The organism is Oceanobacter sp. 3_MG-2023 (genome assembly GCF_030688925.1).
GTDB lineage: Bacteria > Pseudomonadota > Gammaproteobacteria > Pseudomonadales > Oceanobacteraceae > Oceanobacter.
In genome coordinates, this window is record NZ_JAUYVX010000010.1 from 20,016 (window position 1) to 34,902 (window position 14,887).

At 56.4% G+C, this 14,887-nt stretch carries 8 protein-coding genes; 2 read left to right on the forward strand and 6 right to left on the reverse strand.

All coding sequences use genetic code 11. The annotated features are described in order from the left end of the window. The first annotated feature begins 58 nt into the window (after positions 1-58). Positions 59-2,131: an NAD-dependent DNA ligase LigA gene (gene ligA, locus Q8W32_RS10355; protein ID WP_305414828.1), complete on the forward strand. Its 2,073-nt coding sequence runs from the start codon at positions 59-61 to the stop codon at positions 2,129-2,131. 91 nt (positions 2,132-2,222) lie between these two features. Here the strand turns inward: ligA and Q8W32_RS10360 are convergent, their stop codons facing one another. The 6 genes from Q8W32_RS10360 to Q8W32_RS10385 are packed head-to-tail and all read right to left on the reverse strand — an operon-like array spanning position 2,223 to position 9,731. After that, positions 2,223-4,079, reverse strand: a complete 1,857-nt coding sequence (locus Q8W32_RS10360) for a BatD family protein (protein ID WP_305414829.1) — start codon at positions 4,077-4,079, stop codon at positions 2,223-2,225. After that, positions 4,073-6,061, reverse strand: coding sequence for a VWA domain-containing protein (locus Q8W32_RS10365; RefSeq protein WP_305414830.1), 1,989 nt, complete (start codon positions 6,059-6,061; stop codon positions 4,073-4,075). Before Q8W32_RS10365 ends, Q8W32_RS10360 begins: the two co-directional genes overlap by 7 nt. Before the next feature lie 23 nt (positions 6,062-6,084). Further along, positions 6,085-7,143, reverse strand: a complete 1,059-nt coding sequence (locus Q8W32_RS10370) for a VWA domain-containing protein (protein ID WP_305414831.1) — start codon at positions 7,141-7,143, stop codon at positions 6,085-6,087. After that, on the reverse strand, positions 7,140-7,778 hold the full coding sequence (locus tag Q8W32_RS10375; RefSeq protein WP_305414833.1) for a DUF4381 domain-containing protein: 639 nt from the start codon (positions 7,776-7,778) through the stop codon (positions 7,140-7,142). Before Q8W32_RS10375 ends, Q8W32_RS10370 begins: the two co-directional genes overlap by 4 nt. Positions 7,779-7,780: 2 nt before the next feature. Beyond that, on the reverse strand, positions 7,781-8,758 hold the full coding sequence (locus Q8W32_RS10380) for a DUF58 domain-containing protein (RefSeq protein ID WP_305414834.1): 978 nt from the start codon (positions 8,756-8,758) through the stop codon (positions 7,781-7,783). Between the two features lie 13 nt (positions 8,759-8,771). Next, complete coding sequence (locus tag Q8W32_RS10385) at positions 8,772-9,731, reverse strand: MoxR family ATPase (protein WP_305414835.1); 960 nt, start codon at positions 9,729-9,731, stop codon at positions 8,772-8,774. A gap of 221 nt (positions 9,732-9,952) precedes the next feature. On the opposite strand from Q8W32_RS10385, the gene Q8W32_RS10390 reads away from it, so the two are divergent. Further along, on the forward strand, positions 9,953-14,857 hold the full coding sequence (locus Q8W32_RS10390) for an NAD-glutamate dehydrogenase (RefSeq protein ID WP_305414836.1): 4,905 nt from the start codon (positions 9,953-9,955) through the stop codon (positions 14,855-14,857). Positions 14,858-14,887: the final 30 nt, after the last annotated feature.

The following is a 14,887-nucleotide window of genomic DNA, read 5'->3' on the forward strand; positions in this document are numbered from 1 at the left end:
ACAACCCATTCCTTCAGGCGCGGCACGCACCGCGCCTGCCAGTGTGAGCCAGAAAGTCATGCCCTCCGATACCTCCCAAGACGTCGTGTTAGCAAACGAAGCCAGTATCCGTATTCAACAGCTGCGTCAGCAAATCAACGACCACAACTATCGTTATTACACTCTGGATGAAGCGCTGATTCCCGATGCCGAATACGACCGCCTGATGCGGGAGTTACAGCAGCTGGAAGCACAGTTCCCGGAGCTGGTTACTACAGACTCACCCACCCAGCGTGTCGGTGCCGAGCCGTTATCATCGTTTGACCAGATCCAGCACGAAATGCCAATGCTGTCGCTGGATAACGCCATGAACGAAACAGAGTTCGCCGCGTTTTACCAGCGCCTGCAGGATCGACTGAAAACCACCACCGATATTGAACTGGTGTGTGAACCAAAGCTGGATGGTCTGGCGGTCAGCTTGCTGTATGAAAATGGCCTGTTGGTACGGGCGGCGACCCGTGGCGATGGCCAGACCGGTGAAGACATTAGCCGGAATGTCCGCACGATCAAGAATGTGCCCTTGCGCCTTCAAGGCGAGAACTGGCCGCAGCGTATCGAAGTCCGTGGCGAAGTCTATATGCCCAAGGCCGGCTTTGAGGCCTACAACGCCAAGGCCAGAGCCAGCGGCAGCAAGGTGTTTGCCAATCCACGTAATGCTGCCGCCGGCTCGTTGCGTCAGCTCGACTCTGCCATTACAGCACAACGGCCACTGGAATTTTGTGCCTACAGCGTTGGGATCGTCTCGGACGAATTTGAACTGGCGGCAACCCACCGGGGCGTGCTGGATCAGATTCAGGGGTGGGGTATCCGTATCAATCCGGAAACCCGTCTTGCCAGCGGTCTGGAACCGGCACTGCAATGCTATCGGCTGTTAGGTGAGAAACGCCATCAGCTGGACTATGAAATAGATGGTTCGGTATTCAAGGTAAACGATCTGGCTTTACAACAGCAGCTGGGCTTTGTGGCCCGGGCACCACGCTGGGCGATTGCCTTCAAGTTTCCGGCACTGGAGCAGATGACCCGTTTGATCGGGGTGGATTTTCAGGTTGGCCGCACTGGTGCTGTAACCCCTGTAGCCCGCCTGCAGCCAGTGCAAGTCGCAGGAGTTATCGTCAGTAATGCCACGCTGCACAATATGGACGAAGTTGCCCGGCTGGAAGTACGGATTGGGGATACCGTTATTATTCGTCGGGCCGGTGACGTGATTCCACAGATTGTTTCCGTGGTGATGGCGGAACGGCCGCCGCAGACCGAAGCGATTGTCATGCCTGATCGCTGTCCGGTGTGTGACTCGCTGATTGAAAAGGTCGCAGGCGAAGCCGTAGCTCGTTGTACTGGCGGGCTGGTATGTGCCGCACAACGCAAAGAAGCCATCAAGCACTTTGCCTCACGCAAGGCACTGGATGTAGAAGGTCTGGGCGACAAACTGATAGAACAACTGGTGGCTGCCAACCTGATCGATTCTGTCGACGACCTGTTCCACCTGACACTGGAGCAGTTGTCGGGCCTGGAGAGAATGGGTGAGAAATCGGCCACCAATGTACTGGCAGCCCTCGACAAGGCCAGACAGACCACTCTGGGACGGTTTTTGTATGCCCTGGGTATCCGGGAGGTCGGTGTGGTGACGGCGCAAAGTCTGGCCGATCATTTCGGCTTTTTGCAGGCGATTATGGATGCCAGTGTTGAACAACTGCTGGAGGTGTCCGATGTTGGCACCGTGGTGGCCAGTCATGTGGTCAACTTTTTTGCCGAAGGCCACAACCGGACGGTGATCGAGCAATTACAACAGGCCGGGCTGGTCTGGCCAGAAGCCGAACCGGTGCAGCCGTCAGAGGCCGATGCATTGCCTTTGGCCGGGCAAACCGCGGTGATTACCGGCACCCTGTCGGCCTTGTCCCGTGAGCAAGCCAAGGCACATTTGCAAACACTGGGAGTCAAGGTAACGGGCAGTGTATCGGCCAAAACCGATTTTCTGGTGGCGGGAGACAAGGCGGGTTCCAAATTGACCAAGGCCAATAATCTTGGCGTCAGTGTCTGGGATGAAGCCCGCCTGCTGGCTGTGTTGGCTGAGCATGGGCTGGTGGTCGAATAAAAACCGCCCGGCTACAGCCATCGTTATCTAGCGTTATCTATCGTTGGTTATTCCAGAACGTTATTTTTGGCTGTTATCTCAGGACGTTGTATCAGGATGGATACAGACTGTCGTGCAATGAACCGGAACCAGCCTGTGTGCGACCTTGCTGTTGACGCCAGTGTGTCAGCTGGCGCAGTAGCTGTTTGCCATCCAGGTTCGAACGGTCGTTTTCCGGTGCATACAAGCTGGCGTCCAGTTGCTGCAAGCTGCGAACCAGCTCAGGATCGCCAGCCCGGCTGGCCAGCTGATCGATACGGCTGATACCACTGCTCGCCATCTCTGTTGCCAGCCAGTTCAGTAGCGCGGCGCGTATTTCTCCCATGGTTCCCTGATTACACGCCCGTGTTAGCGTTGCCCAGCTGGCGGCCGGCGTTTTATCCCTGTTAACCGTTTGGTTGGCCTGTGTGGTTGGCTGTGGCGAGCGGAATTTCCACCAGTACAGCAACAACAGATGACTGCACAGCAGTAATAGCGCCACTACCCAGCCAATAATGCCGATGGTAGTCATACCCTGGGTGGTGGCAGCACCGGCCATTGTGGTGCCCGGGTTGGTATTGCTGAGAGCGGTGTTGTTATTAAGAGTCGTGCTGGCTGCACTGCTCTGGGATGGGGGCTGGTTGGCTGTCATCCCACTGGGTGCACCTGGGACAGTCTGGGCCGGGTCTGCTGATACCGTCACGGTACGCGCAGGCAGTGTGGCGTATTCCAGTTGATTGGTATGAGTGTTCCACCATGGCAAACGTATCTCCGGCAGGACGACGGTCCCTGCTGCTGTTGGCACCATGGCAATGGCTTGCTGGAACTGGCCACTGAAGCCGTGCTCCCCGGGGGTATCCTGATACTCTGACTGATCCGGGTACTGCTTCATGCCAGCCGGTTGGGGTAAATCGGGTAATACCACCTGGCTGGCCGACATGCCTTCGGTGCGGATAATCAACGTCCGGGTAATGGGCTCGCCAACCTGCCATTGGGTCGGGTCGGCACTGAACTGCTCCGTCAGGCTGAGCTGTTGGGCGGGTAGCCAGGGAGCAGCCGGATAGTTGGCAGGAATCGGCGAAATCTCCAGCTCCAGTGGCCGGGTCACGGCCGAAATCATGGTGCGCTGACGGTCCCAGGGGTCGTTGCCGTTTTGCACAATTCCCAGAGCCTGAAAACGTTGCCCGGGAATCACCAGGGTGCCCGCTTTTTCTGGATAAATCACATAACGCCGTTCGTAGACGCCGACCCGTTCACCATTAATCATGCTGGTGTAATGTTTCGGGTCTCCCAGCATCTCGACCCGAGCATCTTCTACCTGCAATTCACTGAGATTGGCATCGCGGTGATTAACGCGGTAATAAAGCTTTTCGGTGTAGAGGATTTGGCCCTGGACATAATATTCAGGTTGCTGGTCCAGCTGGATATCGAAAAATGCCTGCTGGCTGGCCTGTTCGCGCACGCTGTCGGACAGCGGCTTGACCGTAATGGTCAGAGGTTGACTGCGTTCACCTTTAAACTCAATCGCCGGAATGGTCAGGGCACCGGTACGTTTGGGCATCAGGGTCAGGGTCCATTCGGTGCGAGAGCTGCTTTCGCCATTGACCGAGCGCATGCTGTTCATGCGGTTGGGCCCTTGCACAATCTCAAAGTCTTGCCGGATGGCGCTCAGGTCGGGGGAACCAAAGAGTATTTGCGGATCGTGGGTCAGGGTCAGTTGCAGGGTTTCCTGTTCCGACAGCTGGCTGCGATCGACACTGGCGGTAAAGCTGTCGGCCAGCAGGCGCGGGCTGATCAGGAGCAGGGCTAGCAGTAGCCATAGCGAGTGCAGTGAACGAGCCGTGCCCCTTTGGTGGGCAGGGGTGGCTTTAGCTTGGGCTTGGGCGACAACGGGGCGGGCCATCAGCCGGAATTCTCGCTGATTTACCATAAAACATCCTCTGGCGGCTGATCTTTGGATTGCTGGGAATACTGATATAAAAACTTGCGTTGCAGCAGCTGGCCGGGCTGGTCGGGCACCCGGTTAAGCCATTGGCGCAGGCTGGCTTGTTCTTCTGGGCTCAAGTGCTCGAGGCTATCGCTGGGAATATCCCCAAGCGCGCGCTGTGGTGCCTGGTTGTTGGCTGGTGTGTCGTTGTTAGCCTGGTCTTTGTTGGTCTGGTCGTCGCTGGTCTGGTCATCGGCGTCTTCTGGTGATGATTCCTGAGACGGCTGCTGATCCTGACCGGGTTGCTGATCTGACTGGCCATCGTTATCGGCGTCAGACGGCGATTGCTCGCTGGGTTGTTCGCTGGATTGCTGTGGCTCGGAAGACGGCTCACCGGACTGATCGGCATTCTTTGAGGACGAGTCCGAGGACGGTTGATCCTGACCATTCTGGCCCTGCTGGTTTTGCTGGTCTTGTTGTTGTCCCTGATTATCCTGATCTTGCTGCTGATCCTGACTTTTCTGATCTTGCTGGTCCTGCTGCTGTTTCAGTGCCTGTGCAACTATCTCCCGGTTCTTGCGGGCATCCTCCATATCGGGCTGTTGTTGCAGGGCATTGTCGTAGGCCGCCAAGGCATCCTCGTAGCGACCCTGTTGCGCCAGTGCGTTGCCCAGATTGTAGTGGCCGGTGGCACTGGGGTCGTTGGCAAAAGCGTCGACCGCTGCCTGATAGTCACCGGCTCGATAGGCGGCGGTACCACGCCAGGCCGGGTCTTCAAACTTGCTGGCCGCGGCGGCCGGGTCGGTGTCCAGTAAGCGGGCACCCTGTTGATCCGGTGTTGACCACCAGTCTTGCCAGCGACTGCCAGTGTTGGCGCTGCTGTCGGTGGTTGTTTCCGCATAGCCGGGTGGAGATGATAACAACCCGAGCGGCAAGAGTAAGACCAGGCACCAGCTGCTTAATACTCCTCGGCGAAATCCGGCCAGCGCCAGGGGCAATATGATCAGTAGCAACCAAAAGCCCTCATCCAGCCAGCGGTCGAAGGATGGCTGACTCTGACTGTGGTTCAGACTGTTGTTCTGGTCCGAGTGTTTCGCTTCAGGGTTAGTATGGGAATCCGGGGTTGCCGCTGCTGGTGTAACGGCTTGCCAGTCGTCGTCAAGCAAGCTGATGGCGTGCCAGGGAATACCCAGCTGTTGCTGTAATGCATCCAGTGGTCGGGTATCCAGACCCGGCAATACAATACTGCCGTTGCTGTCTTGTAAAAAGCCGCCGGAGGGCAGGGGAATCGGTGCCCCTTGAGGGCTGCCAAGGCTGATCACCCCAAGGTGGAAATGCCTTTGATCCAGCACCTGCTGGATGCGGTCAACGTCTCTGGGCTGGATACCGTCGGTAATCAGCAGCAGGTCAGCCCGCTGGTAGCCACTGTCTTGCACCAGTTGTTGTGCCAGCTCGATGGCGCGGTCCGGGCGGCTGCCCGGGCTGGGCATGATAAAAGGTGACAGCGCTGGAAGCAGGTTGGCAATGGTGCCGCTGTCGTTGGTGACCGGGGTGACGGTATGGGCGTCACCGGCGTAGGTGATCAGGGCGGTTTGTCCGTCCCGGCGGCTGTTGAGAATATCGGTGATTTTCTGCAACGCCCGTTCAGTCCGTGACGGCTTGATATCCTGGGCGGCCATGGAATACGACATATCCAGCAGAATCACCAGTATGTGTTGGTTCTTGTACACGGGTTGGGGCAGTTTCTCCCAGCTTGGCCCGGCCATGGCCAGAGTGGCCAGTAACCATCCCAGTGCCAGCCAGATCAGTCCGGGGCGGCGTCCCTGGGCCGGTTGCTGCTCCACCATATAGTCCAGCAGCTGTGGGTCCATCAGGGTTTGCCACTGGCCGGATTGCAGTTGGCGGCGATGGTTTTGCCACAGTAACAGGGCTGCTGGTAGCAGCAACCAAAGCCATTCAGGGCGCAGAAAATGAAAACTGGTCATCAGGTTAGAATCCATCACAACGGCTATTTACCTCGTGAACCGGCATGGCGCAGCCGCTGCTGCAGCGCGATAAAATCAACGCTGCGTGCCAGCGCCAGTAACAGCGATAACACCAGCGCCAGTCCTAGCGGCTGGTCGTACAGGCTGCGTTGTGGCCGGAATATTTCCGGGTCTTTTTCGGTTGGTTCCAGTTGGTCGATCAGCCCGTAAATCTGGTTCAGCTCGTCGATATTACGGGCACGAAAGAAGGTCCCGCCGGTTTGTCGGGCGATCTCGGTCAGAGTGGGCTCATCCAGATCGCGGGACGGGTTGACCCGACGATTACCAAACAGGCCGGGTACCACCATGGAGTCGGCTCCCAGGGCAATGGTGTAGATCCGTACCTGGTTGTCAGCGGCCAGGGCAGCGGCACGTAATGGTTCGATTTCGCCGGCGGTATTGGCCCCATCGGTCAGCAACACCATTACCCGGCTGTCGGCGGGATGACTGAGCAGGCGTTTGATGCCAAGACCAATGGCATCACCAATCGCGGTTTGCTCACCGGCGAGGCCAATCTGGGCTTCCAACAGATACTGGCGTACGGTCTGGCGGTCAAAGGTCAGTGGCGTCTGGATGTAGGCGTTGGAACCAAACAGAATCAGACCCAGCCGGTCGCCCTGACGTTGATCGATAAACTGCTCCACGACGTTTTTTACGGCGCTCAGGCGATCAACCTGCTGACCATTAATCACCATGTCTTCACGTTGCATGCTGCCGGAAATATCGACGGCCAATAACAGGTCTCGACCGCTGGTGGGCAGGGCAACGGCATCACCCAGTTGATAAGGTCGCGCCAGGGCCGTTACCAGCAAACACCAGATCAGACTGATACTCGCCAGAACCAGCCAGGCACTGGTGTGGCGCTGTTGATCGTTGCTGTGTTGGCCAGTCCAGTCATCCAGCTGGCTGACGCGCAGGGCAGCCTGTTCCGGCTTGATGGCCGGGAGCAGGAAGCGGATCAGTAATGGCAGCGGCAACAGTACAAAGGCCCAGGGCCAGTACCATTCCAGTGAAGCCAGGGCATCAGGTGAAAACCAGTTCATCCGCGTGACTCCTGTTGCCGGGGGATGGGACGAGAGGTAGTGGTCGTGGCGGTCGTAGTGGCGGTCGTTTCCTGAATCGTTTGCGGGGCTGTTTCCGGGGCTGTAGCGTTGGCCAGCCAGCGAGTCAGATGCTGGAATAAGGTGTCCAGTTGTTCGTCACGAATATCAGTGAGCGGCGCGTAATGCCCGTGCTGTAGCAAGCGGCTGTCGCTGCTGTCGAAAAGAGATTCCGCCTGGCGACCTTGTAAAAAAGTGAGCCAGGCCGCGCCATGTAACGTCATTGCCTCTGGGGCGTAATGCCGACACCAGAGTTTCAGTGTGGTTTGCAGGTCGGCAATATAACGCCCGGCCTGTTGATGCTGGTGCCAGTCGGCTCTGGCCTGTTGCAGCCGGGCCTGCAAAGCCTGCTGGATGGCCCGCTGTTTTTGCCGCTGCCGGTACGGTCGCCATAATTGCTGGTAGCCGACGTAGCAAGCTACCGCGACGGCGACCAGTACAACCAGTCCCAGCAGCCACCATCCCGGTGCGGGCCAGCTTGACACTGGATCGGGCAAGTGAATATCGGCCAGTGGCAGTGAGGGCACCGGACTGGCCAGTGGGTTGGTTGCGGCTGGTAGGGTAGGGCTGGTTGCCATGGTTAACCTCCTGTGACCCTGGTTAAACCCAACCCGGCCAGCAGGCTCGGTAACGGCTCGTCGGCGGTTGACAGGGTCAACAAGGGCATCTGCAGCCGCAGCATATGTTGCTGCAATTGCTGTTGCTGCTGCTCAAAGCGTTGCTGGTGGCTGTGCTGCTGGCGTTGTGAGGAGCTGTTAATCAGGTCACGGCGCTGGCCATTGGTCAGCGTCAGCCAGCCACTGGCTGGCAAACGGGCTTCAAGTGGATCATAAATCTGGATCGCCGTCAGGTCGCAATGGCGACTGAGGGTGAACAGCTGTGCTTCGGCATCGGCATTCATGCCGTGCCAGTCACTGATAAAGTAGATACTGCTGCCGGGCTTGGCGATACGGCGTAAATGCAGGCACATATCGGTGATTCGTTGCTGGGGTGACGCCGAGGCTGAAGCTGGAACATGACTGCCCGGTGGCCGGGTGTCGTACAGGGTCGCCAGACTGTTGATAATGTGCAGTTGCTGACGCCGACCTGGCTTGGGCCGCAGATCGAGTTCGTCGTTATCATTAAACAGCAGGGCACCAAGGCGACTGCCTTCTGCGATGGCAGCCCAGCCCAGCAGGGCCGTCAGATCGGCAGCTAACAACTGTTTCAGCGTGCGGCGACTGCCAAAATTCATGCTGGCTCGCAAGTCGGTGACCAGCAGGACCGGCCGTTCTTTTTCTTCCTGATAGACCTTGATATGTGGGCTACCCGTCCGGGCCGTGACGCGCCAGTCCATCGCCCGAATATCATCACCGGGCAGATACTGGCGGTTTTCGGCGTAGTCGAGGCCACGTCCTTTAACCCGTGATACATGATTACCTGCCCGACTGCTGAGTATCCGTTGCTGTTTTTTTAACGGGATATGGCGAGCCAGCTGGCTGAGACGAATCAGCTGGGCAGGGTTGAGCTGACTGCCGTGATGAAACAGGCTCAGGGTCGGGTCGTTGGAATAGCGCATGAGAGTCTGCCTGTCAGAGCACGGGAACCAGGGACAGCAGCGTATCGATCACCTGATCGGTCGTTTTGCCGCTGGCTTCAGCTTCAAAGCTCAGTATCAGGCGATGATGCAGAACATCGTGGGCGACTGCCTGGACATCATCCGGGCTGACGTAATCGCGGCCCTGTAACCAGGCGTGACTGCGGGCGCAGCGTTCAAGCGCGATGGTGCCACGGGGACTGGCGCCGTACTCAATCCAGTTGGCCAGCTCGGCGTTGTAACGGCCGGGGTTCCGGCTGGCCATCACCAGTTGCACAATATATTGCTCAACGGCTTCGCTCATATGTAACGACAACACTGCCTGGCGGGCGCTGAGAATATCTTGCTGGCTCAAGGCTGGCAGAGCGTCGGTTGGGTTATCCATGGCTTCGCCACGGGCCAGCCGCAGGATTTTCAGCTCGGCGTCGGCATCCGGGTAATCGATCCGGACATGCATGATAAAACGGTCGAGCTGGGCTTCGGGCAGTGGGTAGGTGCCCTCTTGCTCAATCGGGTTCTGGGTGGCCATTACCAAAAACAGCGCCGGTAATGGCCGGGTGACACCGGCAACGGTTACTTGCCGTTCGGCCATGGCTTCGAGCAAGGCGCTTTGCACCTTGGCTGGTGCGCGGTTGATTTCGTCGGCCAGAATCAGGTTATGGAAAATCGGCCCGGGCTGAAACTCAAAATTATGGTGCTCGGGGCGGTAAATTTCGGTGCCGGTAATATCACCGGGCAGCAAGTCCGGAGTGAACTGGATACGTTTGAAATCGCCTTCCATGTTTTGCGCCAGGGCATTGATGGCCTTGGTTTTGGCCAGCCCCGGAGCACCTTCCACTAACAGATGTCCATCACTGAGCAGAGCAATCAGCAAACGGTCAACCAGATGAGGCTGGCCAATAATCTGGCGCTGCAAAGTGGTACGAAGACGTTGAAATCCTTCTTGCTGGGTCATGGAATATTCCTGTCATATTACGATTCAAAGCAATCAGAGCGGCCATGGATGACTGGCGAGAGTCGATGACGCTGTCGCTCAGATGGGGGCAGATGCAGTAAGTTCAAGCGCAGTGCAAGAATCACTGCGGCGATCGGATGGTTAGTAGCACGGATATCACGCAACTAATTGTCAGCAATGTTACTCTGAAACAAACATGACGACCGAATTGGATAGTTCCCATGCTGACTGCCTTGCACAACACGATTATGGACCGCAATACACCCACCCAGGCCGCGGTATTAAGCCGTTTTGCCGATATTTATTACGCTAACGCACCGGTCGACGAATGGCTTGTGCGTCCGATTGCCGATGTGTACGGGGCGACCCTGTCGAGTTGGCATTTTATTCAGCAGCGGCAAGCCAATGAAGTCAAGGTACGGGTATTTAACCCGGATCATGAGAATCACGGCTGGCAGTCGTTACACACTGTGGTGGAAGTGGTGTGTCAGGACATGCCGTTTCTGGTGGATTCCGTGCGGATGCAACTGAACGCCCATCAGATGTCGCTGCATACCATCCAGTACTGTGTGCTGCATGCCACGCGGGATCGCGATGGCCATCTGAATACCGAATCCGACTGGAGCCAGCCGGGTCAGGGCAAGGTAGCTGAAGCCATTATTTATATTGAGTTTGACCATCACTCCGACAAGGCCGTGCTGCAACACCTGACCGAATCGCTGCATTCGGTGCTGGAAGAAGTTCGCTGTTGCGTCGACAGCTTTGCTGCCATTACCCAGCGGCTTCACGTCGTGAGCGACCACCTGGCCAGTGTTCAGGTGGAGGGTGCCGAAGAGGGGCTGGCCTTTCTGCAATGGCTGGAAAAAGGCCACTTTACCTTTCTGGCTTCGGATGAATTCCATTTTGAACAGAAAGGCGACGACCGCTTTGTGGTGCGCGACAGTGAACAGGGACTGGGCTCTTTCCTGTTTCGCAACAAGACCGACCGGACGCGGCTGAAGCTGCACGACCTGTCGGACGAAATTCAGGAATTTATTACCGGCCGTTGCCCGGTCAGTTTTATGAAATCCGGCGTTCGCAGTCGTGTTCATCGTCCGGTATACCCTGATTATGTGGTGGTTAAACGTTATAACGACGATGGTGAGGTCATTGGCGGCGTGCGTTTTATGGGGCTGTATACCTCCATGGTGTATATCGAAAGCCCGAACAATATCCCTATCGTTCGTAACAAGTTGGCACAAGTACGGGCGCAGGCGGGATTTGACGCCGGCAGTCACAGCGGCAAAGAGCTGGATCGTATTCTCGAAGTGTACCCCCGTGATGAGTTGTTCCAGTCATCGGCGGAACAGCTGTACAAGACCGCCATCAGTATTCTGAATATCCAGGAACGGCGCCAGACCCGGGTTTACTTGCGTCGTGACACCTACAGCAAGTTTGTTTCCTGTCTGGTGTATGTGCCGCGGGACATTTACAACACCGAACTGCGGCAACGGATCGAAGGGGTGTTGCAGGCCGAATTCGAGCCGCAAGATATTGAATCAACAACCTATTTTTCTGAGTCGGTACTGGCGCGGGCGCAGTACACCTTGCGGCTTGACCCGGAGCGCGACAACAGCTTTGACGATGCCCGGGTATCACGCAAAATCCGTCAGGTGGTGCGCTCGTGGCCGGATGATTTGCATGATGCGCTGATTGAACAGGTGGGAGAAGAGCTGGGCAATCGCCAGTATCACACCTACCGCACCGCCTTCCCGGCCGGTTATCGGGAAAGTTTTGGCGCCCGTACGGCGGTGGCCGATATCCAGCATATGGAATCCTTGCTGAAACAGCAGCCTGGCCAGCTGTCGATGAGTTTTTACCGTCAGCTGGAAGAAAATGGCGACCACTTGCGTTTCAAACTGTTTCATCGTGGTTCGATTCTGCCGCTGTCGGATGTGATTCCGGTACTGGAAAACCTGGGGTTGCGGGTACTGGGTGAACACCCGTACGAGATAGTTTGCCAGAATGGCGAAGTCGTCTGGATTCACAACTTTTTGCTGCAATATACCCTGGCCGACAGCATCAGTATTACCGATGTCAAAAACCTGTTTCAGGATTCGTTCCGTGCTACCTGGGAAGGTCGCTCCGAGAACGACGCCTTTAACCGGCTGGTATTGGGTGCCCAGATGGACTGGAAAGATATTGCCTTGTTGCGGGCCTACGCCCGTTATATGAAGCAGATTCGTTTTGGCATATCGGAATCCTATATTGCCGAAACCCTGTGTCGTTATATCCCGCTCAGCACCTTGTTGGTGAAACTGTTTCATAGCCGTTTTGGTCTGGATCAGGACGGTGCCGAACAGCGGGAAACCGATACCGGCAGAATTGAACAGCAAATACTCGACAGTCTGGATGACGTGCGCCAGCTTAATGAAGATCGCACCATTCGTCGTTACTGTGAGCTGATCAAGGCCACCTTGCGCACCAACTTTTTCCAACTGGATGACGACGGCCAGACCAAGCCCTATATCGCCCTGAAAATGAACCCGGACATGATCGGTGATATGCCGTTGCCGAAGCCGATGTTCGAGATTTTTGTTTACTCACCCGTGGTAGAAGGGGTGCACCTGCGTGGCGGCAAGGTGGCTCGTGGCGGCTTGCGCTGGTCTGATCGTATTGATGATTTCCGTACCGAAGTGCTGGGACTGGTCAAGGCGCAACAGGTCAAGAATGCCGTGATTGTGCCGGTCGGAGCCAAAGGGGGTTTTGTTGCCAAGCAGCTGCCCAAGGACGGTGGCCGTGACGCCGTTATGGCAGAAGGTATCCGCTGTTACAAGATTTTTGTCAGTGCACTGCTGGATGTCACCGACAACCTGGTTGAGGGTCAACCCTGCTCACCGGAAGGGGTTGTGTGCCACGATGGTAATGACCCTTACCTGGTGGTGGCGGCCGACAAGGGGACCGCAACATTTTCGGATATCGCCAACGAGATCGCCGTCAGTCGCGGCTTCTGGATGGGAGATGCCTTTGCCTCTGGTGGCTCGATTGGTTATGACCACAAGAAAATGGGCATCACCGCCCGGGGTGCCTGGGTGTCAGTACAGCGGCATTTCCGCGAACGTGGCCATAACGTGCAAGAACAGGATGTGACGGTCGTTGGTATTGGGGATATGGCCGGGGATGTATTTGGCAACGGCATGTTGCAATCGGAGCATATTTGCCTGGTGGCGGCGTTTAACCATATGCATGTTTTTATCGACCCGACGCCGGATGCGAAAGCCAGCTTTGCAGAACGCAAGCGTCTGTTTGAATTACCACGATCTTCCTGGGCGGACTACAACAGCCAGCTGATTTCAAAAGGCGGCGGTGTCTTTTTGCGTTCCGCCAAAAGTATTGCCATATCCTTGCCGATGAAACAGCGCTTTGGCATTACCCAGGATCGTATGGCGCCCAATGATTTGATTCGGGTCTTGCTCAAGGCTCCGGTGGATCTGCTGTGGAATGGTGGCATTGGTACCTATATCAAAGCCAGTAGCGAACGCCATTCCGAAGTCGGCGACAAGGCCAATGACAGCCTGCGTATCGACGGCAAAGAAGTACGCGCCAAGGTCATTGGGGAAGGTGGCAACCTGGGAGTAACCCAACTGGGGCGGATTGAATTTGCCGAACAGGGGGGAGCCAGCTATACCGACTTTATCGATAACGCTGGTGGAGTGGACTGCTCTGACCACGAAGTGAATATCAAGATCATGCTGAACGAGGTGCTTGATAACGGCGACCTCACCCGCAAGCAGCGTAATGCCATTTTTATGGAGTTGACCGACGATGTCGCCGAGCTGGTGCTGGCGAACAATTACCGTCAGACCCAGGCTATTTCGCTGGCCTACAAGGACTGCATGACCCGGCTGGACGAATACAGCCGCCTGATGAAAGCCTACGAAAGCCAGGGCAAACTCAACCGGGCGCTGGAATTTTTGCCCGATGACGACCAGCTTAACGAGCGCAAGAACTCCGGCTCTGGCCTGACCTTGCCCGAGTTGTCGGTACTGATTTCCTATACCAAGGCCGATCTGAAAGAACAGCTGAACTGCCCGGACATTTACGCCGACCCTTATGTGGCCGAGATTCTGACCACGGCGTTTCCACAGGCGCTGGACAAACGTTTTGGCGAGCAGTTAGGACGACATCGCCTGCACCAGGAAATCATCGCCACCCAGCTGGCCAACGATATGGTCAACTATATGGGTATCACCTTTATGCACCGGCTGCATAAATCTACCGGTGCCAGCATTGCCGATATTGCCCGTGCTTACGTTGCCGCCCGGGATATTTTTGCGCTGGAAAAACACTGGTTGCAGATCAACGAACTGGATTATCAAATCGGTACTGATATCCAGGAAGACATGATGGCGGAATTAATGCGGCTGGTACGTCGTGCGACCCGCTGGTTCTTGCGAAATCGTCGCTCAACCATTGATATTGCCAACGAAGTGGCCGCTTTTGGGCCAGCGGTGGAAGATATTGCTGCCAATCTGGGAGATATATTGCGGGGTTCATCCCTGGAGCGCTGGCAACGCAGCTATCAGGCCCGGGTTGACCGGGGTGTCCCCCAGAGTCTGGCCAGCTACACGGTAGGTGCCATCAATCTGTACTCAGCTCTCGGCATTATTGAAGCCGCCACCGAAACCGACCGCACCTTTGCGGAAGTGGCGGCGGCGTACTTCGATATTGGTGAACACTTGTCACTCAACTGGGTCGGGCAACAAATCAACACCCTGCCGACCAACAGCCATTGGGAAGCTCTGGCCAGAGAAAGCCTGCGCGATGATCTGGACTGGCAACAGCGCTCACTGACGATTGCCATTCTGGCCAGTAAAACCGCTGACGAAACCCTGATGGAGGCGTTACAACGTTGGCAAGGTGAGCAGGCTCTGATGTTTGGTCGCTGGCAAGGTATGCTGGCGGAATTACAAAGCGCTGATGTGGTGGAATTTGCCATGTTGACCGTGGCTCTGCGGGAATTACTGGATTTGGCGGAGGTCAGTCGTATCCAGTATGGTGATCGTACGGATAATGAGTCAGCCAGGGTTGTGTCCGGGGATAAGTTATCCGGAGACGAAAATACGGTTAACAATACCGGTGCATAAGGGCATAACATAAAAAGTCGACGCTGATAA